The sequence below is a fragment of the Halopiger thermotolerans genome, assembly GCF_054654555.1.
In genome coordinates this window covers 552,954-578,132 of record NZ_BAAIEU010000004.1, presented here as the reverse complement: position 1 = coordinate 578,132, position 25,179 = coordinate 552,954, and the positions used below count along the sequence as shown (strand labels likewise).

The 25,179-nt window shown below is 65.2% G+C and carries 23 protein-coding genes; 11 read left to right on the top strand and 12 right to left on the bottom strand.

Annotated elements, in window-relative coordinates:
• Positions 1 to 46 precede the first annotated feature (46 nt).
• Positions 47 to 715: a helix-turn-helix domain-containing protein gene (locus ACYQ26_RS10510; protein WP_459808842.1), complete on the bottom strand. Its 669-nt coding sequence runs from the start codon at positions 713 to 715 to the stop codon at positions 47 to 49.
• A gap of 117 nt (positions 716 to 832) precedes the next feature.
• Between ACYQ26_RS10510 and ACYQ26_RS10505 the strand changes: the two genes are divergently transcribed.
• The gene (locus ACYQ26_RS10505) at positions 833 to 1,987 is read left to right on the top strand and encodes an acyl-CoA dehydrogenase family protein (RefSeq protein ID WP_459808841.1); all 1,155 of its coding nucleotides are present in this window, start codon (positions 833 to 835) and stop codon (positions 1,985 to 1,987) included.
• Positions 1,988 to 2,054: 67 nt separating this feature from the next.
• Here the strand turns inward: ACYQ26_RS10505 and ACYQ26_RS10500 are convergent, their stop codons facing one another.
• Together ACYQ26_RS10500 and ACYQ26_RS10495 are read right to left on the bottom strand one after the other, a co-directional pair.
• Entirely contained in the window at positions 2,055 to 2,486 is a 432-nt protein-coding gene (locus tag ACYQ26_RS10500; RefSeq protein WP_459808840.1) for an SPW repeat domain-containing protein, read from the bottom strand.
• 240 nt (positions 2,487 to 2,726) lie between these two features.
• On the bottom strand, positions 2,727 to 3,299 hold the full coding sequence (locus ACYQ26_RS10495) for a HalX domain-containing protein (protein ID WP_459808839.1): 573 nt from the start codon (positions 3,297 to 3,299) through the stop codon (positions 2,727 to 2,729).
• Between the two features lie 168 nt (positions 3,300 to 3,467).
• On the opposite strand from ACYQ26_RS10495, the gene ACYQ26_RS10490 reads away from it, so the two are divergent.
• Complete coding sequence (locus ACYQ26_RS10490; protein WP_459806279.1) at positions 3,468 to 4,640, top strand: ISH3 family transposase; 1,173 nt, start codon at positions 3,468 to 3,470, stop codon at positions 4,638 to 4,640.
• A 313-nt stretch (positions 4,641 to 4,953) separates the two neighbouring features.
• Here ACYQ26_RS10490 and ACYQ26_RS10485 read toward each other — a convergent pair whose 3' ends face one another.
• Entirely contained in the window at positions 4,954 to 6,924 is a 1,971-nt protein-coding gene (locus ACYQ26_RS10485) for a 3-hydroxyacyl-CoA dehydrogenase/enoyl-CoA hydratase family protein (protein WP_459808838.1), read from the bottom strand.
• A gap of 116 nt (positions 6,925 to 7,040) precedes the next feature.
• On the opposite strand from ACYQ26_RS10485, the gene ACYQ26_RS10480 reads away from it, so the two are divergent.
• On the top strand, positions 7,041 to 8,192 hold the full coding sequence (locus ACYQ26_RS10480; RefSeq protein WP_459808837.1) for an acyl-CoA dehydrogenase family protein: 1,152 nt from the start codon (positions 7,041 to 7,043) through the stop codon (positions 8,190 to 8,192).
• Positions 8,193 to 8,452: 260 nt separating this feature from the next.
• On the opposite strand, the gene ACYQ26_RS10475 is transcribed toward ACYQ26_RS10480, so the two are convergent.
• Positions 8,453 to 8,935, bottom strand: a complete 483-nt coding sequence (locus ACYQ26_RS10475; RefSeq protein WP_459808836.1) for a hypothetical protein — start codon at positions 8,933 to 8,935, stop codon at positions 8,453 to 8,455.
• A gap of 201 nt (positions 8,936 to 9,136) precedes the next feature.
• Between ACYQ26_RS10475 and ACYQ26_RS10470 the strand changes: the two genes are divergently transcribed.
• The gene (locus ACYQ26_RS10470; protein WP_459810741.1) at positions 9,137 to 9,745 is read left to right on the top strand and encodes a DNA-3-methyladenine glycosylase family protein; all 609 of its coding nucleotides are present in this window, start codon (positions 9,137 to 9,139) and stop codon (positions 9,743 to 9,745) included.
• Positions 9,746 to 10,031: 286 nt separating this feature from the next.
• Positions 10,032 to 11,345, top strand: coding sequence for a hypothetical protein (locus tag ACYQ26_RS10465; protein ID WP_459808835.1), 1,314 nt, complete (start codon positions 10,032 to 10,034; stop codon positions 11,343 to 11,345).
• 210 nt (positions 11,346 to 11,555) lie between these two features.
• On the opposite strand, the gene katG is transcribed toward ACYQ26_RS10465, so the two are convergent.
• The 6 genes from katG to ACYQ26_RS10435 all read right to left on the bottom strand — a co-directional run bounded on the left by katG (position 11,556) and on the right by ACYQ26_RS10435 (position 19,524).
• Positions 11,556 to 13,694, bottom strand: a complete 2,139-nt coding sequence (katG, locus tag ACYQ26_RS10460; RefSeq protein WP_459808834.1) for a catalase/peroxidase HPI — start codon at positions 13,692 to 13,694, stop codon at positions 11,556 to 11,558.
• Positions 13,695 to 14,086: 392 nt separating this feature from the next.
• A complete protein-coding gene (locus ACYQ26_RS10455) occupies positions 14,087 to 14,344 on the bottom strand; it encodes a PRC-barrel domain-containing protein (protein ID WP_459808833.1) in 258 nt (85 codons plus the stop codon).
• 64 nt (positions 14,345 to 14,408) lie between these two features.
• A complete protein-coding gene (locus ACYQ26_RS10450; RefSeq protein WP_459808832.1) occupies positions 14,409 to 15,752 on the bottom strand; it encodes a RimK family alpha-L-glutamate ligase in 1,344 nt (447 codons plus the stop codon).
• A gap of 220 nt (positions 15,753 to 15,972) precedes the next feature.
• Positions 15,973 to 16,797, bottom strand: coding sequence for a manganese catalase family protein (locus ACYQ26_RS10445; RefSeq protein ID WP_459808831.1), 825 nt, complete (start codon positions 16,795 to 16,797; stop codon positions 15,973 to 15,975).
• 195 nt (positions 16,798 to 16,992) lie between these two features.
• Complete coding sequence (locus ACYQ26_RS10440) at positions 16,993 to 18,465, bottom strand: flippase (RefSeq protein WP_459808830.1); 1,473 nt, start codon at positions 18,463 to 18,465, stop codon at positions 16,993 to 16,995.
• Between the two features lie 309 nt (positions 18,466 to 18,774).
• Positions 18,775 to 19,524, bottom strand: coding sequence for a GNAT family N-acetyltransferase (locus ACYQ26_RS10435; protein WP_459808829.1), 750 nt, complete (start codon positions 19,522 to 19,524; stop codon positions 18,775 to 18,777).
• Between the two features lie 153 nt (positions 19,525 to 19,677).
• Between ACYQ26_RS10435 and ACYQ26_RS10430 the strand changes: the two genes are divergently transcribed.
• The 6 genes from ACYQ26_RS10430 (at position 19,678) to ACYQ26_RS10405 (ending at position 24,850) form a co-directional block, all read left to right on the top strand.
• On the top strand, positions 19,678 to 20,778 hold the full coding sequence (locus ACYQ26_RS10430; protein WP_459808828.1) for a succinylglutamate desuccinylase/aspartoacylase family protein: 1,101 nt from the start codon (positions 19,678 to 19,680) through the stop codon (positions 20,776 to 20,778).
• Between the two features lie 185 nt (positions 20,779 to 20,963).
• Entirely contained in the window at positions 20,964 to 21,392 is a 429-nt protein-coding gene (gene sdhC / locus ACYQ26_RS10425) for a succinate dehydrogenase, cytochrome b556 subunit (protein WP_459808827.1), read from the top strand.
• Complete coding sequence (locus tag ACYQ26_RS10420) at positions 21,392 to 21,757, top strand: succinate dehydrogenase/fumarate reductase transmembrane subunit (protein ID WP_459808826.1); 366 nt, start codon at positions 21,392 to 21,394, stop codon at positions 21,755 to 21,757. The genes sdhC and ACYQ26_RS10420 overlap by 1 nt, the downstream gene beginning before the upstream one ends.
• Before the next feature lies 1 nt (position 21,758).
• Positions 21,759 to 22,643, top strand: coding sequence for a succinate dehydrogenase/fumarate reductase iron-sulfur subunit (locus ACYQ26_RS10415; protein WP_459808825.1), 885 nt, complete (start codon positions 21,759 to 21,761; stop codon positions 22,641 to 22,643).
• A gap of 8 nt (positions 22,644 to 22,651) precedes the next feature.
• Positions 22,652 to 24,487 (top strand): FAD-binding protein, encoded by a 1,836-nt coding sequence (locus tag ACYQ26_RS10410; RefSeq protein WP_459808824.1) that lies wholly within the window; start codon positions 22,652 to 22,654, stop codon positions 24,485 to 24,487.
• 174 nt (positions 24,488 to 24,661) lie between these two features.
• Entirely contained in the window at positions 24,662 to 24,850 is a 189-nt protein-coding gene (locus ACYQ26_RS10405) for a hypothetical protein (RefSeq protein ID WP_459808823.1), read from the top strand.
• An 83-nt stretch (positions 24,851 to 24,933) separates the two neighbouring features.
• Here ACYQ26_RS10405 and ACYQ26_RS10400 read toward each other — a convergent pair whose 3' ends face one another.
• A complete protein-coding gene (locus tag ACYQ26_RS10400) occupies positions 24,934 to 25,128 on the bottom strand; it encodes a XapX domain-containing protein (RefSeq protein WP_459808822.1) in 195 nt (64 codons plus the stop codon).
• Positions 25,129 to 25,179: the final 51 nt, after the last annotated feature.

The following is a 25,179-nucleotide window of genomic DNA, read 5'->3' as shown; positions in this document are numbered from 1 at the left end:
TACGACCGTCCGTCCGTTCAGAGCCGCTTTTTAGTATACAACTCGTTTAAATGCCTTCTCCCGACGGGGCCGCACATTCGGAGAGCGTACTCTCGAGTATCTGGTCGATCCCGCGCCGGAGCCGGGACGCGACGGCCTGCTGCGAGATGCCGAGTTCGTCGCCCAGTTCCGCCATCGTCACGTCCCGCGGGGTGTTGAAGTAGCCCCGGTCGTGGGCGAGGACCAGCGCCTCCAGTTGCGGATCGGTGAGCGCCCGCTCGGTCTCCGTCTCGATCGGCGTGAGCGCGTGGAGCTTCGTCAGCGTAATCGGAATGTCCAGCTCCCGGCAGCGCTCCTGAAACGCCGCGATATCGCTGCGATCGTCACCGCGGACGTCGAACGTCCACTGCCGGTTCGTGCCGACCGCCTTGACGAGCGGCACCTTCGTTTCGGTCAACGTACTCAACACGCCGTCGTACTCGAGCGCCCACTCGACGCGCAACAGGTACTCGTCGGCGACGGAGTCGACGAGTTGGATGTCCACCACGCCCGGATGGTCGGCGAACGCCGTCTCGATGTCGTCGACGGCAGTGCCGCGAACCCAGAAGTACGGCACCACCACGTCCCGCGCCGGGATAATTCGCTCCAACTCGACCGTCACCTCCGGCAGTCGTTCGAACACGGTTCCGAGCGGAAACTCGTCGGCCGGTACCGTAAACGTCGCTTCGGTCGCCATATCCACCGGAAACGGGCCGGCCGTAAAGACCTGTCACCAATCTCACCGTCATCGAGTCGTGTTCGCCGCCGAACAGAAACCCCGGGCTATATTCGGTTTGCGAGCAACTGCCAAGGCATGGATCTGCTCGACGACAGCATCGTCCCGGAGCACGCCCGCGACGTCAAACAGGAAGCCCGCGAGTTCGCCGCCGAGTACATCGAACCCAACGCCCAGGAGTACTTCGAGTCCGGCGAGTACCCCTACGACATCCTCGAGGCCGGTCAGGAGGCCGGCCTCGTGGCCCAGGACATCCCCGAGGAGTGGGGCGGCCGCGGCTTCGATCTGCCCCAGTTGCTCGCGCTCACCGAGGAGTTCTACCGCGCGGACGCCGGCATCGCCCTGACCCTGCAACTGGCGAGTTTCGGCTGCGAGATCACCTACGAGTACGGCTCGGATGAGCAGTGCGAGGAGTACGTCCGCCCGGTCGCGGACGGCGAGCAGCTCTCGGGACTGGCCGTCTCGGAACCCGAGACCGGCAGCGACCTCGCGGGGATGCAGACCCGCGCGGAGAAAGACGGCGACGAGTGGGTGTTAAACGGCGAGAAGTACTGGATCGGCAACGGCGTCGAGGCCGACTGGGTCACCGTCTACGCCCGCACCGGTGACGACGAGGACAACCGCTACAACAACCACTCGATGTTCATCGTTCCGACGGATACGGACGGCTACGAGGCCGAACACATCCCCGAGAAGATGGCGATGCGCGCCTCGAAGCAGGCCCACATCACGTTCGACGACTGCCGCATCCCCGAGGAGAACCTGATCGGCACCGAGGGCGCGGGCTTCTGGATGCTCTCCGATTTCTTCAACCACGGCCGCGTCGCCGTCGCGGGCCACGGCCTCGGGATGGCCGCGGCCGCCATCGAAGAAACGTGGGAGTTCACCGCCGACCGCGAGGAGTTCGGCCGGACGATCAACGAGTTCCAGGCCGTCCAGCACGGGCTGGCCGACATGCTCCTCGAGTTCGAGAGTGCCCGGACGCTCACCTGGCGGGCCTGCGAGAAGGTCGCGAACGACGATCACGCCGGCTACTGGGCGGCGCTCGCGAAGACAAAGGCAACCGAGGCCGCCGTCGACGTCGCCGAACAGGGGATGCAGTTCCACGGCGGCCGCTCGGTCCTGAACGACCGGCGGATCGCCCGCGTCTACCGCGACGCGCGGATCCCGGTCATCTACGAGGGCGCGAACGAGATCCAGCGGAACCTGATCTACAGACAGGCGCCTCAGTAGCGACGCTGCGAGACGGACGATGACGCGATAAACGGCGCGACGATCGAAAACTGCCCCCGAGCCCGACTCATCCGCGAGTACGAGTACGGGCGTCTGCGGGGATATCCGCCTTGCTGTTCGCGTAGGCGCTGTACGCGGCGAGGAGCGCCACGGCCAGGCCCGAAATCGCGGTGCCCGTCGCGAGTTCGTTGCTTCCCATCTCGATGACGGCGGGCGAGATGAGGGCCCACAGGCCGAGCAGGACGGTCAGGCCTGCAGCGCCGACGCTGGCCAGCCGGTCCTTCGAGAGCCGGTAGAAGTTGTAGCCGGCCAGCAGGAAGATGCCCGTCCCGACGAGCGTGTCGTTCCAGACCGCCTGGTCCGTCGCCTCGAAGATGAACGGTGAGGCGACGATGTACAACCCGATCACCGCGATGAGGGCGCTCAGCCACTGCATCGTGTCCGTGTTCAACGTATTCCGGTTCCGCTCGGCCGCCGTCTCGGTGGTTGCATCACTCATGGTACATCTGCAGTAGCTCTCGACGGGCGAAAACGACAGTGCCTGCATCTGTCGGGAAGCCGCGCCGGCGTAATTTCCACCTACAGGAGACAGTCTCGTCCGGACGATCGCGTTAATCCGACTGAACAGTAATCGAGAAGGTGCGCGTTCGCGGGCGGGGCGGGCGGGACAGGCGGGAACGGTCGGGGACGGGAGAGGATCCGGGACGCACGGCACCAGCGCGAATCGAACGGCACCCGGTCAGTTCTCGGACTGGAGGTCCTGAAACGCGCCGACGAACTCGTCGTGGGAGGTCATGCTCGTCACTGTCTCGTCGACCTCCCGCTCGAGCTCGGCGACGCGATCGCAAAGCTTCTGGTACTCCTCGTTGGCCGCGAGCTCTCGGTCCGACTTCTCGGACTCGAGGAGGGCCTTCTTGGAGACGAGCGCGTAGTACTCCTGAATCGCCGACTCGTAGTCGGACCGGTCGGAGACGTCGTCGACCATCTCGAGGAGTTCGTCCTTCGAGACCGGCTTGACGAGGTAGTCGTCGAACCCCATCTCGATGATATCGAAGTCCGGGTCGACCGCCGTGACCATGACGACGCGGCAGTCGTACCCCTCCTCGCGGAACCGCTCGAGGACCTCGTCGCCCGAGAGCCCCGGCATCCGCCGGTCCAGGAGGACGACCTCGACGGAGTCGGCCATCTTCTCGAGGGCTTCCTCGCCGTCGTAGGCGGTCTCGACGGCCCAGTCAGACTGCAGCCATGCGGCGAACAAGTCGGCGAGACGCGACTCGTCGTCGACGACGAGCACCTCTGGCCCCCCGCTCATCGGCTGCCCCCTCCGTTCCCTTCATCACCCATCATCGATTGCAGCCACGCGTCATGCATGGCACCTCTGGGTGATAAATCTCGCGACCAAATATCGGTACTTCCCGACTGGTGTGAGAGCTGGAGCTAAAGCGTTGGTCTCATGAGGAAGATGTCTGGTTGAGTGAATGTGTTCAGTATCCCTCAGCCAGACGGTGTTCTTTCGGATTCGGACGTGAAAGATTTAGCGGAAGACGTCATCTGCCAGCTCCCCTTGCCAGGGATCGAGGGCTCGCCCCTCGATCCCGGCGATATCTGGGCTGTTGTCATTCTTGCAGCAGTCAATCAGACGTCCATCTGGGAGACGTGCAAGGACAACGACAACGCTGTCTGTGACGATACTGTCATGGACTGGCTACATACGCTCAACCGGGAGTGGCTTGAGCGGGTTGCTAACCGCCTTCTCAGAGAGTTAGCGATGACGATCCTCGACCCTGATCGGTCGAGGATCGTCTCCATTGACTTCGTCGATAACCCCTACCACGGAACGTACGCCGATGAAGAAGGTGAACTCTGTCGCATGCACGCGAAAGACGGAACAACGACGTGCCACCGGTACTGCACGGCGTATCTCGTCTCGAACGGAAAGCCAGTGACGTTGGCGATGACGTACGTCCGTAGTGATGAGAAAGAGGCCGACGCGGTCGAGCGCGTCCTCGACCGCGTCGAGGCCTATCCCTTCGAGATAGAGCTTCTGTTGGCTGATCGCGGCTTCTACAACGAACGTATTCTGCGCCGCTCACGGGAGGTTGCTGCGACTGTCGTTCCCGTCCAAAAGAAGGGCAAGCGCATGAGGAAGAAGCTGGATACGCACTGCTCGTACATGACAACCTATCGGATGTACAAAGGCCGCGAGCGGGAACTGGAATTCCCGCTCGCGGTCGCTGTGTCATATCACGCCGGAGATCGCGGGAAAAGTGGCGAGGTCGTGCGAGGCTATGTGGCGTGCGATCTGGCCGATCGCACGCCGAAACAAGTCGAACGGCTCTATCGGAAACGGTCAGCGATCGAAACGAGCTACCGTGTATTTCGCCAAGCACGAGTGGTAACGACGACACAAGACCCAATCATCCGCTTCGCGTTCGTCCTGGTTGGATTCCTGTTGGAGAACCTCTGGCTTGTGCTTCGATGGGCGGTCGTCGCCCGCCCCCAGCGGGGCGGGCGCGACCTGCCCGAGGAATTCACGTTCAAGACGTTCTCTGACTGGATCAGACATGCATTAGAGGAAGAGCTAGAGCGGAGTTGGGAGATCGAGATGAACGGAACAGGTGTGCCAGAAGCATACGCGCCGGCCGCGGGCTGAGGTCAGCCCGCGGCCTTGGGCAAGCTCCGGGTGAGCAACAGCATTCGCCTAGAACAGCGTATCTCAGCCTTCTTACTTCACTTCTCCTCATGCGTGGATTCTACTTCCTGTTCACTCAGTTACCACACCGGCATTCACTCCGTTCGTCCATGACTCAGCACAGTTCACGAAGCGACGTTCGGGAAGTACCGAATATCAGTTCTGCAACTTATATCGACGAAAACGGTGACATCGACCGATTAAGGGCGAGTCGAACCGAAGGACGACCCGACCGCTGTAGCGATCGCGGCCGTCGGCGACCGCCGTCTTACTTTCACTCCCCCTCGAATTCAGGCTCCTCGTCGCCCATGAAGGCCGTAAGCCCCTCCATGAGATCGTCGGTCGCCATCAGGTGACCGAACGCCGACGCCTCGTACTCGAGGCCGGCCTCCGTGTCGTCGCGACCGGTGAGCATCGCGCGCTTCGTAAACTTCTGGGCGATCGGCGGGCCGCTGGCCAGATCGCTCGCCAACTCGAGCGCCTCGTCCTCGAGAGCGTCGTTCTCGACGACGTCGTTGACGAAGCCGTACTCAGCCATGGTTTCGGCGTCGTACCGCTCGGCGGTGAGGATGATCTCCTTCGCGCGGCCCTCGCCGACGATGTGCTTGAGCCGCTGGGTGCCGCCCCAGCCCGGCAGCAGGCCGAGGTTGAGCTCGGGCTGGCCGAACTCCGAGCGCTCGCTGGCGACCCGCAGGTCCGCGCAGGTCGCCAGCTCCATCCCGCCGCCGAGGCAGTAGCCGTCGATGCCGGCGACGACCGGCACGTCGCAGGCCTCGAGTTTGCCGAACGTCCGCTGGCCCTCCCGCGAGAGCTCCTGAGCGTCCAGCGGATCGGCGCCGCTGGCCATGCTCTGGACGTCGGCCCCGGCCGAGAATGCGCGGTCGCCCTCGCCGGTCAGGAGGATCGTGCGGACCTCGTCGTCGTCGGAGAGTTGGTCGATGGCCGCCGACAGTTCCCCGAGCAGTTCGTTACTGATGGTGTTCATCCGGTGGGGGCGATCGATCACGATGTGGCCGACGTAGTCGGCAGGATACTCGACGCGGATCGTCTCGAAGTCGGTTTCGCCGCCCCCGGTCCCGTCGGACTCGTAGAAGCCGCCTTCTTCGGCGCGCTCGGCGAGGTAGTCGGCGGGCGCGTAGCGCTCGTGACCCGTCTCCTCGTAGGCCGCCTCGAGGGTCTCGTGCAACTCCGCGAGCCCGTAGTCGTCGACGAGTTTCACGGGGCCGTCGGGGAAGCCGGCGCCGAGCTGGACGGCCTCGTCGATCGACTCGGGCGGCGCGACGTCGCCGCCGATCAGCTTCGCGGCCTCGTTGGCCATCGTCGCCAGCAGCCGCTTTTCGACGAGCTCGGACTGCTCGTCGGTCGGAATGTCGACGCCGCCGTTCTCGTAGTCATAGAACCCCTTGCCGGTTTTCTTGCCGAGTTCCTCGTTCTCGACCTTCTCCTCGAGCAGCGGCGCCGGCTCGTAGGCCTCGCCCAGCACCTCGTGCATGTAGTCGAGCACGTGGTAGCTGACGTCGTTGCCGACCTGATCGCCCAGTTCGAAGCTGCCCATCGGCAGCCCCATGCCGTACTTGGTCGTCGAGTCGACCTCGGCGATCGTCGCCTCGTCCTCGCTGACGAGCCAGCAGGCCTCGTTCATCAGCGGCACGAGGATGCGGTTCACGATGAAGCCGGGCGAGTCCTTGTGGACCCGAACCGGGGTCTTTCCGAACTCCTCGGCCAACTCCTCGATCGTTTCGAGGGTCTCATCCGCGGTCTCGGCGCCGGTGATCACCTCGACGAGGTCCATCCGTACCGGCGGGTTGAAGAAGTGCATGCCGCAGAACCGCTCGGGCCGTTCGGTCACCTCGGCCAGTTCCGTAATCGAGAGGCTCGAGGTGTTCGTCGCGAAGATCGCCTCGTCGGCGGCGTACTCCTCGAGTTCCTCGTAGACGTCCTTCTTGATCTCCATCTGCTCGGGCACGGCCTCGATGACGACGTCGGCGTCCGAGACGGCCTCCTCCATGTCGACAAGCGGCGTCACGCGCTCTAAGGCGGCGTCGGCCTCCTCCTGCGAGAGCTGATCCTTCTCCGCGAGCTTGTCGAGCGACCACTCGATCTGCTCGTAGCCGTTCTGGACGAACTCCTCTTTGATGTCCCGCATCGTCACGTCGTAGCCGGCCATCGCGGCGACCTCCGCGATGCCGTGGCCCATATTTCCTGCGCCGAGAACTGCGACGGTGTTGATATCTTCAAGCTCCATGGACACTCATGCGATGGGGAGTCGTTTGAACGTTTCCCCGCTTCGTTGGAAAAACTATGTTTGAGTTTATGTCTGGTTACAAAGGTATTTATCGATCGGTATAGACAGACGTACTCATGGAGTTCGGTCTCACGGACGAACAACGGCAGATCCGGGAGGAAGTTCAGCGGTTCGCGGAAAACGAGATCGTCCCGCACGCCGCGGAGTACGACCGGAAGGAGAAGTTCCCCCACGAAATCGTCGATAAGGCCGCCGAGATGGGACTGACCGGCGCGCACATCCCCATGGAGTACGGCGGCGCCGGTTATTCGATCCTCGACACCGCGATCATCACCGAGGAACTGTTCTCCTATGACCCCGGCATCGCACTGTCGATCGTCTCGACCTCGTTCGGCTGCGAGGCGATCATGAACTTCGGCACCGAGGACCAGAAGGAACGCTTCCTCGAGCCGGTCGCGGCCGGCGAACAGATCTCGGGCGCGGCGATCTCGGAACCCGACACCGGCTCGGACGTCTCCTCCGTCTCGACGCGCGCGGAGAAGGACGGCGACGAGTGGGTGATCAACGGGAACAAGATGTGGATCACCAACGGCTCCGTCGGCGACTTCTTCGTCGTCCTCTGCAAGACCGATCCCGACGCCGAGGGCCGGTACAACGGCTTCAGTCAGATCGTCGTCGAGTCCGACCGCGACGGCTTCTCCGCCGAGAAGATCACCGGCAAACTTGGCATTCGGGCCTCCGACACCGCCGAACTCGTCTTCGACGACGTTCGCGTTCCCGAGGAGAACCTCATCGGCACGCGCGACGCCGCCTTCATGCAGCAGATGCAGTTCTTCGACGAGACCCGCGTCGCCGTTGCCGCTCAGGGCGTCGGCATCGCAAAGGGGGCGACGCGTGCGGCCCTCGAATACGCCCAGGACCGCGAGCAGTTCGGCCAGTCCATCTCGGAGTTCCAGGCCATCCAGCACAAGCTCGCGGAGATGGCGACCGACACCGAAGCCGCGCGCAACCTGACCTACAAGGCCGCCTGGAACGTCGACCAGGGCGAGGACATCACGAAACTCGCCTCGATGGCCAAGGAGTACGCCTCCCGCGTCGCGGTCGACGTCGCCGACGAGGCCGTCCAGATCCACGGCGGCGCCGGCTACGTGGACGACTTCCCCGTCGAACGGTTCTACCGCGACGCCAAGATCACCCAGATCTACGAGGGCACCACCGAGATCCAGAAGAACGTCATCGCGCGCGAGATGCTCGGAAAGGGTTTCTAGAGACAAACTTTTGCGCTGCGGGCCGCCTCCGGCGGCCCTCGGCAAAACTTTGATGAAAAGCACTCTTCCCTCCGTTCCGGACGCGTAGCGTCCTCCACATCGGTCGTCGGCCCGCTCGCAGCCTTGCGGCTGCTCGCGGTGCGTAACTGGTCGATCGCCTGCCCTCCCCGAGTCGCGTGCTCGACATAACCCGTCGAGCACGCTCCCGGCCACGGTGCCAGATTGTGTCCAAACTCACGAAGATCGACTCGAGTCGTCCGTCACGAATCCGAGTCGGAGTCGGTATCGCCGTCGTCGCTGTCCGAGTCGGTATCGCTGTCGTCGCTGTCGGAATCCGAATCCGTATCGCCGTCGTCCGAATCTGTATCTGTATCCGTATCCGTGTCGGTGTTCGAACCGCCGCCAGTCCTCGAGCCTCCAGTCTCCGGCGTCGAGGCGACCGGTTCGACGGCTCGGTCTCGAGACGCCCCCGTCTCCTCGCTGCGATTGCGATCGGCGCGCGAGGCGCCCTCGAACGACGGGGGATCGACCTCGAGGGCGTATAGGACGACCGGCGGGACGACGTAACAGCCGATAGCGATCGCCGCGAACCAGGGGTCGAGGAACACGAGGATGCCGAAGATAGCCAGCGCGACCGTCGCGGCCGTGTGGATCGCCGTCTCGGTGTACCGGCGATAGAACGACCAGAACTGGCCGAGTGTACCGGCGACGGACGGGATCACGACCGGCGATGCGAGCGTCATCGTCGGATCCTACGCGTCCCAGCGAGAAACCACTTTGTCGGCTGCGGCCGGCCGCAGCGGTTTGGGTCAGCCCTCGAGGCGGTTCGGCGGACGGAATTACGGGGCGCAGCCAATCCCAACCGAGACGCCTAACTTTTCGCGGCACCGTACCCAGATATCCGAGACGAACCCGTGACTTCGAGTACGAGTACGACCGCGACCATGATGGCGGACGCCGAGCCCGTCCTGCGGCAGGACCCCGTGATGGAACGGCTGATCGAGGCCCACGACCCCTACGTCGAACCCGACTGGGACGAGTACGAGCGGCTCTGCATCTCGATCATCAACCAGCAGCTCTCGACCGCGAGTGCGGCGGCCGTCCGCGAGCGCGTGTTCGAACTCCTCGACGGCGAGGTGACGCCGGAGACGGTGCTGGCCGCCGACGACGACGCGCTCCGGGACGCCGGCCTCTCGCGCAGTAAGATCGAGTACGTGCGAAACGCCGCGCGGGCGTTCCGGGAGAACGACTACACCCAGGCCGGCCTCGCCGACTATTCCGACGAGGAGGTCGTTGACCTGCTGACGGACATCAAGGGGATCGGCGAGTGGACCGCGAACATGTACCTCCTGTTCGTCCTCGAGCGCCCGGACGTGCTCCCACTGGGCGACCTCGCGATCCGACGGGGCATCGAGGGGTTGTACGCCGACGGCGACGACGAAATGACCCGGGTCGAGATGCGCGAGGTCGCCGAGGCCTGGCGCCCCTATCGCAGCGTCGCGACCCGGTACATCTGGGCGGAGTACGAGGCGGATTCCCCGGCGGTCCTGTAGCGACGAGGGACCGCTCGAGAGGGCACCTAGCGCTCCCGTCGACTGCAAGCGTAATCGCACGCTGGCCCGCAACGACGGCGCGACGTACGCGACGCGGCCCTTTGACGTCCGCTTCAATCGCTTATTACGATTCTGTTCGTCTCGAGCCGACTGTACGACGCAGGAAATCTCGGACTGAACGGGGAGAGAGACACGCCGACTCAAGTGCCAAACGACTCCAGTACCGACGATGGCAAACGATTCGTCCGAGCACACGGATTCCAGCGAAACGGCGACACAGCGACGCATGACCACGGACCCGGATCGCGTTCGGGAGTGGGCCCAGCAGCGCGACGCGGTCCCCGTCTCGACGCGCGGCGGCGACGAGTACACGCTCGTTCGCCGGGAGGACGCCGACGAGCACGAGGAGGCCACCTGGGACGAGTTCGAGGAGACGTTCTCCAACCAGGACCTGGTCTTCGTATACGAGGACGAGGAATCGTCGGCGATGGAGACGGAGACGGAAACGGAGATGGGAACCCGTGAACTCGGGAACTTCGACCTCCTCGAGCGCGAGGAGGCCTTCAACCGCGCCGATCTCGGCCGGAACGAACTCGAGGATCAGCTCCGACAGGGTGAGACGGTAACGACCGAGATCGTCGAAACGCAAGTCATCGAGCGCGAGGTCGTCGAGCGGGACACGATCGAGAGCGAGGTCGTCGACACCGAAATCGTCGACCGGGAGGTCGTCGACTCCGAGTTGCTGAGCCGGGACATTGTCGACACCGAGTTCGTCTCGTCCGACCTGATCGAGGTGACGACCGACGCGACTCGCCTCGACACGATCGAGGAGATCGAACAGTACACGGTCGAGAGTAAGGTCGTCGACGTCGACCTCGAGTCAGACGAGGAGCTCGAGAGCGACGAGATCCAGACCGACATCCAACTCGAGAGCGTCCAGCGATCGATCCTCGAGAGCGACGTCGTGGAGGCGGACATCTCCCCCGACGAGGTCGTCGAACGCGAGGTCATCGAGAGCAAGCGCGGCGAGGGAGACACGGTCCGAAGCGAACTCATCGAGCGGCGGACGATCGAGGAGGAGATCCACGAACGAGAGCGGATGGAGTTCGTCCTCGAAGACACCGAGCTCGTCGAAGACGAAGTGGTCGAGCGCGAGGTCGTCGAGGGGGAGATCATCGGCGTGGAGGAGTACGAGTCGATTACGGTCGGAGAACACGATACGGAGGTCGAGACGACCGAAACCGAAATCGAGACCGAAACCGGAACCGCGACGGGATCGACGCCCGGAACGGGGGCCGAAGCGGGGGCAACTTCCGACTCGGCGATGGGAACCGACGTCGAAACGACGGACGCGACGGAGACGCACGTGTCCGTCAGCGAGGAGGACCGGGGGAAAGTCGTCGTCGACGAGTCGGGACAGGAGATCGGAATCGCGTCGCGGATCGAAGCCGACACGGTCTACATCGATCCGGAACCCGGCCTCGCCGACCGGCTCAAGGCGCGGCTCGGCTGGGGTAGCGAGGACGAGGACGAGTATCCGGTCAAACCGGCGCAGATAAAGGAGGTCACGGACGACGAAATCGTCGTCCGCGGCGACTGATCGGCCGGGAACCGCCGCCGTCAGTCGCGTTCGGAGTCGGTCCCAGGGGATGACACGGTCCGGTTCAACCGGGTTCGATCCGAACGGGTCGAACCCGGTGGGCGAGCGAGTACGGAGACTGTGACGGGCACGTCCCGTCGTGACCGCCGGCAGAGCGCCGCGAGGGCGCTGTGAGCCGGCGGATACGCGAGGTCGATTCCTCGAGGTCGCTTACTCGAGGTCGAAGCGGTCGTTAGTCATGACCTTGCGCCACGCGTCGACGAAGTCCTCGACGAACGTCTCCTCCTCGGCCGCGTAGACGTTCGAGATGGCGCGAAGCCGGGAGTTCGAGCCGAAGAGAAGGTCGACGCGCGAGCCCTTCCACTCGACCTCGCCGGTCTCGCGGTCGATCAGTTCGTAGACTTCCTCGTCCTCGGAAACCTGCTCCCACTCGTAGCCCATGTCGAGCAGGTTGACGAAGAAGTCGTTGGTCAGGGTCTCCGGCTCGTCGGTGAAGACGCCGAGGTCGGAATCCTGATAGTTCGCGCCGAGCGCGCGCATGCCGCCGACCAGCGCGGTCATCTCCGAGGCGGTCAGGTCCAGCAGGTCGGCGTGATCGACCAGCAGGTCCTCCGGCGGCTCGTCGAACTCGCCGCCGAAGTAGTTGCGGAACCCGTCGACCTCCGGCTTCAGCCACTCGAACGACTCCTCGTCGGTCCACTCCTGCGTGGCGTCGGTGCGGCCGGGTTCGAACGGAATCTCGACGTCGTAGCCGGCGTCGGCCGCGGCCTGCTCGACGGCCGCGTAGCCGCCCAGCACGATGAGGTCCGCGATCGAGACGCGGACGTCATCGTCGCGCGAGCTATTGAACTCCTCCTGGATCTCCTCGTAGGTCTCGAGGACTGTCTCGAGCTGTGCGGGCTCGTTGACCTCCCAGCTGCGCTGGGGCTCGAGGCGGATGCGGGCGCCGTTGGCGCCGCCGCGCTTGTCGCTGTCGCGGTAGGTCGAGGCCGACGCCCAGGCGGTCTTGACCAGCTGGGAGATCGACAGCTCCGAGTCGAGGATCTCCGCCTTGAGCTCGGCGGCCTCCTCGTCGCCGATCAGCTCGTAATCGGCCTCGGGGACGGGGTCCTGCCAGATGAACGTCTCGTCGGGGGCGTCGGGGCCGAGGAACCGCTCCTCCGGGCCCATGTCGCGGTGAATGAGCTTGAACCAGGCCCGCGCGAACGCGTCCTGGAACTCGTCGGGGTTCTCGCGGAAGTTCTCGATGATCTCGCGGAACTCGGGATCGCGCTTGAGCGCGACGTCGGTCGTCATCATCATTGGAGCGTGGCGCTCCGACGGATCGTGGGCGTCCGGAACGGTGTCGTAGGCCTCCTCCTCGACCGGCTGCCACTGCTTGGCGCCGGCGGGGCTTTCGGTCAGCTCCCACTCGTAGTCGAGCAGGTTGTCGAGGTAGGAGGTGTCCCACATCGTCGGCCACTGGTTCCAGGCGCCCTCGATGCCGCTGGTGGTCGTCTCGGAGCCCGTGCCGGAGTCGGTCCAGCCCAGTCCCTGATCCTCGATGGGAGCCGCCTCGGGCTCGGGGCCGATGTCGCCCTCGGAGGCGCCGTGGGCCTTCCCGAACGTGTGGCCGCCCGCGATGAGCGCGGCCGTCTCCTCGTCGTTCATCGCCATGCGGCCGAACGCCTGGCGGATCCGCTGGGCCGACTTCATCGGGTCGGGGTCGCCGTTCGGCCCCTCGGGGTCGACGTAGATGAGCCCCATGACGGTGGCGCCGAGCGGTTCGTCGAGCTCACCCTCCTCGCTGACGCGGTCGTGCTGCGGGGCTTCCCACTCGTCCTCGGGACCCCAGTAGACGGCCTCGTCGGGCTCGAACTCGTCCTCGCGGCCGCCGGCCCAGCCGACGGTTTCCATGCCCATCGACTCGAGGGCGACGTTGCCGGCCAGGACGATCAGATCGGCCCACGAGAGCTTGCGGCCGTACTTTTGCTTGATCGGCTCGAGCAGGCGGCGGGCCTTGTCGAGGCTAACGTTGTCGGGCCAGCTGTTCAGCGGCGCGAACCGCTGCGTGCCGCCCGAGGCGCCGCCGCGACCGTCGGTGACGCGGTACGTGCCGGCGCTGTGCCAGGCCATCCGGATGAAAAGCGGCCCGTAGTGGCCGTAGTCGGCCGGCCACCAGTCCTGCGAGGTCGTCATCAGGTCCTTCAGGTCCGCCTTCACCTCCTCGAGGTCGAGCTCCTCGAACTCCTCGGCGTAGTTGAAGTCCTCGTCGTACGGACCGACGTCCTCGGCGTTCTGATCGAGGACCTCGAGATTCAGCTTGTTCGGCCACCACTCGTGGTTCTGCTTCCGCTCGTAGTCGCTCATTCTACAAATGCATGATTGGATTCTGGAATAATATATGTACCGATCACAACTTCCAGTTCACGATTCGCCCCATATTGTTTCCGATACTGCAAACGTACATCATCGATATCGCTATCGGCCATCGCTCGAGGGGCTCTGAACCCGACGCAGCGACGCTGACACTTCCGCTATAGCCGTCAGAACGAGGCGCAGGGATCAACTTTCTCGTTTGGCGCCGGCGGTACGCGACGAGCGCGTGCGATCGGCTCCCGAGGTCTCGCCGTCCGGACTCGAGACGGGCGTCGGCCGTCCCGTCGAACTCACGGCCGGCCGTCGATCGACGACCGCTGACGCCGAACGGAGGTGGTCCCGTCCGCGCGGGGGTCGGGCGTCGGAGCCGTCGCCCGACCCCGCTATCGATCAGGCCGCTCGACCAGCAGGTAGTCGTCCACGTCGCGCACGCACTCGGCGGGCACGATCAGCGTGCCGTCGTCGGTCGTCTCGAACGCGCGGGCGGCCGCGGTCGGGACGTCGGTCGCGGGCGCGACGAACACCTGCTCGAGTTCGCCGGACGCGAGGTTCATCGTGACGTTCTCGATCGTCCCGAGTTCTTCGCCGTTCGTGCTCAGCACGGACTTGCCGGAGAGCGTCGAAGCGAGGACCGTCGTCATCGTACGCCACTGTTCGACGAAACGATCAATAAATTAACCGGTGGTCGGGGCGGAACGGCGCGAGCTATTCCTCCTCTTCCGGCGTGTCGGGCGCCTCGCCGTCGATCCGGCGGCTCACGTCGACCTGGTAGTTCCCGAGGATGTCGCGGCCGAGGATGACGGGGTAGTCCATGTGGCTCCGGTCCTCGACGCTGGCGGTGACGGTGTGCTGGTTGCCGCCGACGCCGACGACCACGTCGACGACGGGTCGGCTTCGGGACTGCTTGCTGCTGCCCGAGCGGATCCGGGTGATGGACTTGATCGGCCCGGCACCGATGTCGGCGGCGAGGCCGGTGTCGATGCTCGTCCGCGTCGCGCCGGTGTCGGACTTCGCGATGACCGACTTCGAGCCGCTGGTCCCCGAGAGGACGACCTCCTCGGTGTAGCCGATCACCGCCGGCTCCGTGTCCTCCACGACCGACTCGGCCGGCTGGGCGACCGGCCGCGAGTCGTCGAGCACGTTCGCGATGTCCCGGACGCGGTCCTCGTCGACCTCGCCGCCGGCCCGCTCGATGGCGAGTTTGGCGATGTAGGGCGCGGGGCTGACCTGCGTCGCCTGATAGAGCCCCTTGAACCCGGCCGTCGGGTTGACCTCGAGGACGAACCAGCCCTCGTCGCCTTCCACGAGGTCGACGCCGGCGTAGTCGAGGCCGACGGCGTCGGCTGCCCGGCGGGCCATCTTGCGGGCCTCCTCGGGGAGGTCCTCGGTCGCGTCCTCGACGCTGCCGCCGAGCGCGACGTTGGTCCGCCAGTCGTTGTCCGGGGCGTAGCGGTACATCGCGGCGATGATCTCGCCGTCGACGACGTAGACGCGGACGTCGCGGTGGCGGACGTCCTCTCGATCGATCAGTTCCTGCAAGAACGCGTAGCGGTTGCCGACCTTCGGATTGACCGGATCGTCGGGGCCGACCTTCCAGGTGCCGCCGCCGTGGGTCCCGATCGCCGTCTTGTAGACGGCCTCGTCGCCGTAGCGCTCCCGGGCGGCGTTCAACTGCTCGCTGTTGAGCGAGAGGGTGACGTCGGGCGTGCGGACGTCGTTGGCCGCGAGCGTCGTCGCCGTCGAGAGCTTGTGGATCGCCGTCATCACGTTCGCCGGCTCGTTGAGCATCGGCACGAGCTGGGCGAACGTGTTCGCGAGTCCGAGTTCCTCCGCGGGCTGTTCGGTGTTCGACAGCAGCATTCGGTTCGCGATGACGTCGACCGACGGCTCGAGGACGACGCTGCCGTCGGTGACGCTGATGGACGTGTTTTCGGCCCGGAGCCACTCCGTGTCGTGGCCGAGATCCTCGACGGCGTTGAGTATCGCCTTCGTCTCCTTGCTCGTGTGTAAACTCAGTACCCCCACCGTCACGGGATCGTCGACGTCCATACCGCTCTAGACGGCGACCGCGTGGATAAGTATTGGCGAAAATCGCGCCAGGTGACGCCGGTGGTCTCCCGGAAGACTGTGCTCGGTCTGGACCCACGGATCCGATTCCCCCTCGGCGGGGAACGGGAATCGCGGTCGGCGCTCGTCCGTCGGCCGGGTGCGCGCGAGCGGGTAACGACCGCCGAACCGTCGCCGCCGCTCGATAACCGACCGTTACCCGTTAGTCGTCCGTGTCGTTCGGATTGTCGTGGGTCACCGGGTCCGGCTCGGGCGCGATGACCTCGCCGTCGCCCGGCTGTTCGGCGGCGTAGGAGAACTGCCCCTTCCCGTCCGGCGACTCGCCCTGCGTCCAGGGGTACTCCGGATCGGGCTGCTCCTCGCGGCGCGTCGACATGAACGTGTAGTTGACGTCCTGGTTCTCCTGCTCCTGCGGGAAGCTCGCGGGCACCGGCACCGGATCGTCCAGCGACTCGAGCGCCTCGAGCCACTGGTTCTGGTGCATCGTGTCCCGGGCGATGAGATAGGAGAGCATGTCCTTCATGCCGGGATCGTCGGTGTACTCCCAGAGGCGGGTCGCGAGCGTGCGGCCGGTCGCCTCGGCCATCACGTTCGCGTAGAGGTCGCCGGCGAGGTTCCCCGACGCGGCGACGTACGCGCCGGTAAACGGCACGCCGTTGCTGTCGACCGGCATCGCCGAGAGCCCCGACGAGAGGTACTGCCGGGGGTTCTGTCCGGTCATCGCCCTGGCGGTGGAGGCGGTCTCCTCGATCTCGTCTTGCATCGACTTCGGTGATCCACGGAGGTTCTTGGTCACCGCGGACGCCAGCATCTCGATGTGGCCGAGTTCCTCCGCCGCGGTCTCCATCAGCAGGTTTCGATACTCCTCGAACTCTTCCGGCAGCGCCCACGCCTGGAACATGTACTGCAGCGCGACGCGCATCTCGCCCTCCTGTCCTCCGATCGCCTGCTGGAGGAGCTTCGCGAAGTGCGGGTCCGGGTCTTCGACGGTAACCTCGTACTGGAGTTCTGGTTCTTGGAAGAACATCCACTCCATGGACACCGAAGTAACAGATAAATATTTCATCCGTCGGGAGTGCTGTTATTACCGTCGGGGAGAAGAATTATAGGGGCCGAAAAAGACGTTTTCGGGAACCTCAGGCCGATCGTAAACGAGCGTTTTCCTGACGGTAGCGACCGGCTCTCTCGGTCCTCGCGGCGCGGCGACGAACTCGAGCGACCGCTACCCCAGCACCGAGCGGACCTCCCCCGGATCGACCAGCCCGCTCGCGACGGCCAGCACCGCCCAGGTGACGGCGCCGAGGATGATCGCGCCGACGAGCATCGGCAGGTTCGAGACCATCGGCGTCACCACCAGCACCGCGGCCGCCATGACGCCCGTGATGGCGCAGATCAGTCCCATCGTGCGGGCGAGCCGCCGGACGTGAAGCGACAGCTCGCTGTGGAGGACGTAGAGGTTCACTGCGACGTAGACCGAGTGCGTCGCGACCGTCGCGATCGCGGCGCCCACGACGCCCATCGCCGGGATGAGCACGATATTCAGGCCGAAGTTGGCCGCGGCCGTGCCGCCCTTCGCGACCGCCCGCGCTCGCGCCCGACCGAGGTAGTCGAGGCTGTCGCTCGTGAGGTTCGTGATCGCCTGCAGGACGACGAAGCCCGCGAGCGCCTGCAGGACGGGGACCGCGCCGGCGTAGTCGGCCCCGAAGACCATCGTGATGAACGGCTCGGCGACGATCGCGAGCCCGGCCGCCGCGGGCACGTACAGCAACATCGTGTTCGTCAGCGACGACTCGTAGATCCGGCGTGCCTCCTCGAGTTCGCCGTTGGTCTTGTACTCGCCGAAGTTCGGCGAGATCGTGAAGCCGAGCGACTCGGCGGGCGCGAGCACGAAGTCGGTAATCTGCTTGGCGAGCGTATAGAACCCGACGGCCGTCGACGAGAGGAAGACGCCCACGAGGAAGGTGTCGATCTGCTTGTCGATGACGTTGGCGCTGCGGGTCGCCGTCAGCGGGACGCTGTACTTGAGCAGCCGCTTCGACAGCCCCTCCTCGTAGATCTCGGCGGCGTCGTACTCGCGGTAGAACTTGAAATAGAGGATCGCCAGTCCGAACGCGGCGGCCAGCCCGTAGCCGACGATGTAGCCGAACAGGGCGCCGAGCGCGCCGAACCCCGCCAGCACGAAGCCGACGGCGAAGAGGAGCCGCGTCGCGCCGCCGATCGCCTGAACGGCCGCGCTGTACCCGAGTTCGTTGAATCCCTGGAACGCGATCTGAGCGAACGTCTGGTAGGACTTGACGATGACGTACAGCACGCCCGCCGCGAGGAACGGCGCCGCGCTCGGCTCGTTGAGCATCGTCGCGAGCTCGTCGTGAAAGAGCAACAGCGCGTACGCGACGACCGAGACGACGACGAGCTTGTACACCATCGTCGACCGGAGCAGGTGGGGGATCTGGCCCGGATCCCGCTCGTTGTACTCGGAGATGTACCGCGCCGTGGACTTGCCGAGCCCGACGTCGGCGAACAGCTGAACGATCGCGAGGATGCTGATCGCCCAGTACAGGGCCCCGTATCCCTCCGGATCGAGGAGGAACCGGGCGAGGACCAGCATTAGGAGTGCGCTCGAGAGCATGTAGACCGCTCGAGCGACGAGCGTTGCCTTGAACCCGCGGACGATGTGATCCTGCTGCGTGCTCATAGGACGGAACTGAAAGGCGAGAGATCCCGGACTCCGATCGCCGCCCGGAGTCCGACGAGACTCATGCTGTCGAAAGCGAAATTCGGCAATTGTAATGAGGTGCCAACGGCGCCCGAAGTGCCGCGCTAGAGCGATTGGACTGCCGAAAGATCGGCGTACAGCGATGAAACGACGTCGTACGCACAGCGTCCGCGGTCGCGGTCCGATCGCCGCGGATCCGTCGATAGAGCGAACGCGGGTCGGACGCGAGACGGACGGCCGCGGCGGATCGGGACGGTTACCGCGACCGGAGCGACGCCGGGACCGGCGTTAGAGGTAGGAGGCGTCCCACCGCGTCGCCTTCCGCCGGTTGCCACAGACGTTACACTCGATGCGGCCCATCGTGTCCATCGTGTTGTCGAGCGAGTCGCACTCGCCGCAGAGCCAGGCGTACAGTTCCTCGCGGTCGCCGTCCCGGTAGGCGCTGTAGAACGGCGACCGCGAGCCCCGCGCCGCCTCGCCGTAGCTCACGTAGACCGTCTCGCCGTCGACCTCGAGTTCGTCGATCGCGCCCCAGCCCTCGTCTTCGAGGTCGCCTTCGACGTAGACGTTCTCGGTGAACGTCTTGTCGCCGATCTCGACCTCGCGCTGGCCGGCCTTCTCGAAGCCGTGCTCCCGGTAGAACTCGTTGCCGCCCTCGTTGTCGGCGAGGACGAACCCCTCGACGCGATCGGCCCCCTCCCCGAGGAGCGTCTCGCGGGTTCGGACGAGCAGTCTGACGCCGGTTCCGCTGGCGCGGTGATCGGGGTGGACGTGCAGCCAGAGGATCCGGCCGGTGCCGTACTGCTGGCCGACCAGATCGCTCTGAGAGAAGCCGGCGATCTCGCCGTCGCGTTCGACGACCAGGACGACCGCGTGATCGTCCTCGAGTTCGTCGCGGAACGACTCGCCGTACCACTGTTCGATCGCGTTCTCGATCGTCTCCTCGCTGAGAAAGTCCGTGTACGTGGAACTGAGCGACTGCTCGGCGATCGATCGGATCGCATCGACGTCGGCCTCGGTCGCGGTGCGGATCTCCATGCCATCACTTACCACATCATCGTACAAAACGTATGCCCACGGGGAGAGATTTTCCCGAGATTCTATCACGGAATCCTGAGCGTTACGGGACCGATACCGAACGTGCGGAGGTAACAAGACAAGATTCACATTGATCCCACCCGAGACCGCTGTATGAGCGAGGACGCTCGCGCGGACGGTCGATCGGACGATCCACCCGACGAATCGGCCGATTCCGGCGAGATCGACGACGCGTTCACCTACAACGGCGGCCGGATCGATCCCGGCGAGTCCGCGAACATCCGGTACGGGATCAGCGAGACCTACCTCGGCGATCCCGTCCGCATTCCGGTCACGATCGTCAACGGCGAGCAACCAGGACCGACGGTGTTTCTCTCCGCGGCGGCTCACGGCGACGAACTCAACGGTATCGAGGTCGTCCGCGAGGTCGCCCACGACTGGGATCACTCCGAACTCCACGGGACGCTGGTCTGTCTCCCCGTGATGAACGTGCCCGGCTTTCTCGCCCAGGAGCGGTACCTGCCGATCTACGATCGGGACCTGAACCGGTCGTTCCCCGGCCGCGAGGGGTCGACCAGCGCCAGGCGGATGGCCCACCAGATATTCACGAACTTCATCGAACCCTGCGACATCGGAATCGACTTCCACACGTCCACGCGCGGACGGACGAACATGCTCCACGTTCGGGCCAACATGGCCGACCCGCAGGTCTCCCGGCTCGCCAAGGCGTTCAGCTCGAACGTCATCATCGCGGGCGAGGGGCCGTCCGGGACCCTCCGGCGCGAGGCGACCGACGCCGACGTCCCGACGATCACGGTCGAGATGGGCGAGGCGCACCGCTTCCAGCGCAGCCTCATCGACCGCGCGCTGACCGGCGTCGCGAGCGTCCTCGCCGAGTTCGGCTGTCACCCCGACTCCTCGGTCCACTGGCCCGGCTGGCGGACCGTCATCGACGACGACGACGAGAAGACCTGGATCCGCGCCGACGCCGGCGGCATCGTCGACATGAAACACGGCCGCGGCGAACTCGTCAGGGAGGGCGACGTAATCTGCACCATCACGAACCCGTTCAAGGAAGAGGAGGACATCGTCACCGTCGAGGCGCCGTTCACCGGCCTCGTGGTCGGCGTCCTCGAGAATCCCGTCGTCTACCCGGGGAACCCGCTCTGTCACCTGGTGGGACTCTCGCCGGACACCCGGACGGCGCTCGAGCGCGAGCACACGGCCGAACGCTCGCGGTCGGAACTGCGGTAACGCGATCGCGATCGCGGACACGGTCGCGAACGCGCGGCGAACATCCGGCGACGATCGCACGAACCTGTTCGGGGAATGTTTCGAAACCGAGTTTCTTTTCCGACGTTCTTAGTCGCGGGAAACCGGCGAACGAGGAGATAAAAGTAAGTTCTATACCCCCGCGGTCAAACCGTCCACATGAGCGCATGAGTCAGTCTTACAATCGCGGCCTCATCGAGGACTTCGGTCGGTGGAAGGAGTTCTCGGCCGGCATGTGGGCGTGGATCTTCCACAAGTTCACCGGGTGGATGCTTATCGGCTACCTGTTCACCCACATCGCCGTGCTGAGTACGTCGATCGGCGCAGCGAGCGGTGACGCATCGCTGATCCAACAGGAGATGGACGTCTACACGACGACGATCCAGGGACTCGAGGAACTGTTCATCGTCCGCGTCCTCGAGGTCGGCCTGCTGGCGGTCGCCGTCTTCCACATCCTGAACGGCCTCCGTTTGCTGATGGTCGATCTCGGCATCGGACTCGAAGCACAGGATCGGAGCTTCTACGCGTCGCTGGTCCTGACCGGCGCGATCACCGTCGCGAGCGTGCCGACCTTCCTCTCGGGGGTGGGCTTCTGATGGCGGAACGATACTCCTCGTTCGCCCCCGGCGGCACCGCGTGGTTGCTCCAGCGGATCACGGCGGCGTTTCTCGTCGTCGTGCTCGCGTTCCACTTCTTCATGCTGCACTTCGTCAACCACGCCGCGGAAGTGACCTTCATGGGCACGCAGGCCCGCATGGAGAACGTCGGCTACTTCCTGACGATGGTGCTGTTCCTCATCGCCGGCGCCTTCCACGGCGTCAACGGCGTCTACAACGCGCTGATCAACCAGGGCCTCGAGGGCACCCGGAAGAAAGTAGTGCTCGCGGTCCTTGTCATCGCTGGCGGCGCGTTGATCGCGCAGGGAGTCTACGTCGCAGTCGCTATGGCGGGGTGGATCTAACATGAGTACGCAACAACAGCAGCAAGAACCCGAGAGCCAGGAAGCACCGCAAGACCCCGACATGAAGGGGGCCGAGTCGCCCCAGCAGGAGCGACTCCGGGAAAAACAGGAGGGAATGGTCGACGAGCACGCCGAGAAGGAAGCCGAAGCCGCGGGCGAGACCGTCCACATCAAGGTCTTCCGCTACGACCCCGAAGTCGAGGGGAAACAAGAGCCCCGGTTCGACGACTTCCACGTCCCCTTCGAGAAGGGGATGACCGTCCTCGACGCGGTCATGTACGCCCGCGACGAGTTCGACTCCTCGCTTACCTTCCGCCACTCCTGTCGACAGGCGGTCTGTGGCTCCGACGCCTTCTTCGTCAACGGCAAGCAGCGACTCGGCTGCAAGACCCAGATCTCCGACTTAGAGCAGCCGGTTCGCATCGAGCCGCTGCCCCACCAGGAGGTCGTCAAGGACCTGGTCGTCGACATGGACCACTTCTACGACCAGATGCACGCCGTCGAGCCGTACTTCCAGGACGAGGACACACCTGACCCGGCCGATCTAGAGGAGCAACGCCAGAGCCCCGAAAACCGCGAGAAGATCAAGATGTCCTCGCGGTGTATCTGGTGTGGCGCCTGTATGTCCAGTTGTAACATCGCGGCCGGCGACAACGAGTACCTCGGCCCGGCGGCGATCAACAAGGCCTACAAGTTCGCGATGGACGAGCGCGAGAGCGAGGCCATCAAGGAGCACCGACTCCGCATCCTCGAGCAGGAACACGGCGTCTGGCGGTGCCAGACCCAGTTCTCCTGTACTGAGGTGTGCCCGAAGGACATTCCGCTGACCGAGCACATTCAGGAGCTCAAGCGGGAAGCGGTCAAGAAGAACCTGAAGTTCTGGTAACCTAATCTATGTACGAACACGACGTCATCGTGGTCGGCGCGGGCGGCGCCGGCCTCCGAGCCGCGATCGCAGCGCACGAGGCGGGAGCCGACACGGCAATCGTCTCGAAGCTCCACCCGGTCCGCAGCCACACCGGCGCGGCCGAAGGGGGCATCAACGCCGCGCTCCAGGAGGGCGACGACTGGGAACTCCACGCCTACGACACGATGAAGGGGTCGGACTACCTGGGCGACGCCCCGGCGGTCGAGACCCTCGCCAAGAACGCCCCTGAGGAGACGATGAACCTGGAACACTGGGGGATGCCGTTCTCCCGCGAGGAGGACGGCCGGGTCTCCCAGCGGCCGTTCGGCGGCCTCTCCTACCCCCGCACCACCTACGCCGGCGCGGAGACCGGCCACCACCTGCTGCACACGATGTACGAGCAGGTCGTCAAGCGGGGCATCCAGGTCTACGACGAGTGGTACGTGATGAACCTCGTCACGACCGACGAGGACGATCCCAACGACCGCCAGTGCCACGGCGTCGTCGGCTACGACGTCCAGTCCGGCACGATTGAAGGGTTCAAGGCCAACAACGGCGTCGTCCTCGCGACCGGCGGCCCCGGCCAGGCCTTCGACCACACCACCAACGCCGTCTCCTGTACCGGCGACGGTCACGCGATGGCCTACCGTGCCGGCGCACCGCTCGAGGACATGGAGTTCATCCAGTTCCACCCGACCTCGCTTCCCTCCACCGGCGTCCTGATCTCCGAGGGCGTCCGCGGCGAAGGCGGCATCCTCTACAACAGCGAGGGCGAGCGGTTCATGTTCGAGTACGGCTACGCGAACAACTCCGGCGAACTCGCCTCCCGCGACGTCGTCGCCCGCGCCGAACTCACCGAGGTCGACGAGGGACGCGGCATCGAGGACGAGTACGTCCATCTGGACATGCGCCACCTCGGCGAGGACCGCATCATGGACCGCCTCGAGAACATCCTCCACCTCGCGGAGGACTTCGAGGGCGTCGACGGCCTCGTCGAGCCGATGCCGGTCAAGCCCGGCCAGCACTACGCGATGGGCGGCATCGAAGTCGACGAAAACGGCCAGACCTGCGTCAACGGCCTCTACGCGGCCGGCGAGTGTGCCTGCGTCTCCGTCCACGGCGGGAACCGCCTGGGCGGCAACGCCCTGCCCGAGCTCATCGTCTTCGGCAAGCGCGCCGGTCGCCACGCCGCCGGCGACGATCTTGGGCCGGCCGAGATCCGCACCGGCTACGGCGACGACGTTGAGGACGACGACACCGAACTGCCGGTCCAGCCCGGTTCGGCCGGCCTCGATACGGCAAGCGGCGTCGCGGCCGACGGCGGCGTCGCCGCGGACGCGGAGGGCATGCTCGAGCGCGCCGTCGAGCGCGAGCGCGAGCGCGTCGACCGCCTGATGGACCGCGACAGCGGCATCCAGCATGCGGAGATCCGCCAGAAGCTCCAGAACGCGATGACCGACTACGTCAACGTCTTCCGCACGGAGGAAGGCGTCAAGAAGGCGCTGCGGATCATCCGCGAGTGCCGCGAGGAGTACCAGAACGTCTACGTCGACGACCCCTCGCGCACGTTCAACACGGACCTTCAGCAGACCTACGAGACGCGCAACCTGATCGACGTCGCCGAGACGATCGCGCTCGGCGCCCTAGTGCGCGACGAGTTCCGCGGCGCCCACTGGCGCAAGGAACACCAGGAGCGCAAGGACGACGAGTGGCTCAAGCACACGCTGATCTCGTGGAACGGCGGCGACCCGGACATCTTCTACCGCCCGGTCATCCTCGAGGGCGAGAACAAGACCTACGAGCCTAAAGAGCGCAGTTACTAACGTCGCCGGTTCGCGATTCGGACCCGCCGGCCCGCTCGTGATTCGGGCCGCGCGATATCCGACCGGGACTGACTCTCACCGATTCTCGCCGATCAACGTCGCCCGCTCGCGCGCCGGTCCCTCGAGACCGGAGACCGGTAGCCCTTTCGTCTCGCGTTACTTCCCTATCGGTAGATGAGTCTCGAGCGATTCATTCAGGTCAATCTCGTTCTCGCGCCGCTACTGTTCGGCGCCGGCTACCTCTTTTACGAGTCGCTCCCGGTTATCGTCCTGCCGCTGGGGTTTAGCTACCTCTGTTTCGTCGTCGTGCTCGGCTTCGCCTGGGTGATGTCGCGGCTCTCGATGGCGGTGCGATCGTCCTGATTTCACGGTCGCCTCGGATTGCGGTCGCGTCGGAGACCGACACACGGCGGGCCGCGGCCGGCGCGTCGGCGCCGGGAGACCGATCAGATGCCGAGCGCGTCGAGTAGATCGACGCCGACGTCGAAGTAATCGATCACCTTGTAGCCCACGAAGATCCCGACGATCCCCATCACGCCGGGGAGTTCCGGCGGCGCGGGGATCGGGACGTTCAGAAATCGAAACAGCGCCCCGGTGACCAACCCGGTCAGAAGCGCGAGGACGGTAAGTTGCGTCGACATAGCCACCGACTGATTCTTCGGCGCGAATACAAAAGCGACCCGCTTGCCCGC

Excerpts from the sequence above, each read along its gene's own strand:
- ACYQ26_RS10510 (WP_459808842.1), bottom strand. The coding sequence starts at position 715 with ATGGCGACCGAAGCGACGTTTACGGTACCGGCCGACGAGTTTCCGCTC.
- ACYQ26_RS10505 (WP_459808841.1), top strand. The coding sequence starts at position 833 with ATGGATCTGCTCGACGACAGCATCGTCCCGGAGCACGCCCGCGACGTC.
- ACYQ26_RS10500 (WP_459808840.1), bottom strand. The coding sequence starts at position 2,486 with ATGAGTGATGCAACCACCGAGACGGCGGCCGAGCGGAACCGGAATACG.
- ACYQ26_RS10495 (WP_459808839.1), bottom strand. The coding sequence starts at position 3,299 with ATGAGCGGGGGGCCAGAGGTGCTCGTCGTCGACGACGAGTCGCGTCTC.
- ACYQ26_RS10485 (WP_459808838.1), bottom strand. The coding sequence starts at position 6,924 with ATGGAGCTTGAAGATATCAACACCGTCGCAGTTCTCGGCGCAGGAAAT.
- ACYQ26_RS10480 (WP_459808837.1), top strand. The coding sequence starts at position 7,041 with ATGGAGTTCGGTCTCACGGACGAACAACGGCAGATCCGGGAGGAAGTT.
- ACYQ26_RS10475 (WP_459808836.1), bottom strand. The coding sequence starts at position 8,935 with ATGACGCTCGCATCGCCGGTCGTGATCCCGTCCGTCGCCGGTACACTC.
- ACYQ26_RS10470 (WP_459810741.1), top strand. The coding sequence starts at position 9,137 with ATGATGGCGGACGCCGAGCCCGTCCTGCGGCAGGACCCCGTGATGGAA.
- ACYQ26_RS10465 (WP_459808835.1), top strand. The coding sequence starts at position 10,032 with ATGACCACGGACCCGGATCGCGTTCGGGAGTGGGCCCAGCAGCGCGAC.
- katG (WP_459808834.1), bottom strand. The coding sequence starts at position 13,694 with ATGAGCGACTACGAGCGGAAGCAGAACCACGAGTGGTGGCCGAACAAG.
- ACYQ26_RS10455 (WP_459808833.1), bottom strand. The coding sequence starts at position 14,344 with ATGACGACGGTCCTCGCTTCGACGCTCTCCGGCAAGTCCGTGCTGAGC.
- ACYQ26_RS10450 (WP_459808832.1), bottom strand. The coding sequence starts at position 15,752 with ATGGACGTCGACGATCCCGTGACGGTGGGGGTACTGAGTTTACACACG.
- ACYQ26_RS10445 (WP_459808831.1), bottom strand. The coding sequence starts at position 16,797 with ATGTTCTTCCAAGAACCAGAACTCCAGTACGAGGTTACCGTCGAAGAC.
- ACYQ26_RS10440 (WP_459808830.1), bottom strand. The coding sequence starts at position 18,465 with ATGAGCACGCAGCAGGATCACATCGTCCGCGGGTTCAAGGCAACGCTC.
- ACYQ26_RS10435 (WP_459808829.1), bottom strand. The coding sequence starts at position 19,524 with ATGGAGATCCGCACCGCGACCGAGGCCGACGTCGATGCGATCCGATCG.
- ACYQ26_RS10430 (WP_459808828.1), top strand. The coding sequence starts at position 19,678 with ATGAGCGAGGACGCTCGCGCGGACGGTCGATCGGACGATCCACCCGAC.
- sdhC (WP_459808827.1), top strand. The coding sequence starts at position 20,964 with ATGAGTCAGTCTTACAATCGCGGCCTCATCGAGGACTTCGGTCGGTGG.
- ACYQ26_RS10420 (WP_459808826.1), top strand. The coding sequence starts at position 21,392 with ATGGCGGAACGATACTCCTCGTTCGCCCCCGGCGGCACCGCGTGGTTG.
- ACYQ26_RS10415 (WP_459808825.1), top strand. The coding sequence starts at position 21,759 with ATGAGTACGCAACAACAGCAGCAAGAACCCGAGAGCCAGGAAGCACCG.
- ACYQ26_RS10410 (WP_459808824.1), top strand. The coding sequence starts at position 22,652 with ATGTACGAACACGACGTCATCGTGGTCGGCGCGGGCGGCGCCGGCCTC.
- ACYQ26_RS10405 (WP_459808823.1), top strand. The coding sequence starts at position 24,662 with ATGAGTCTCGAGCGATTCATTCAGGTCAATCTCGTTCTCGCGCCGCTA.
- ACYQ26_RS10400 (WP_459808822.1), bottom strand. The coding sequence starts at position 25,128 with ATGTCGACGCAACTTACCGTCCTCGCGCTTCTGACCGGGTTGGTCACC.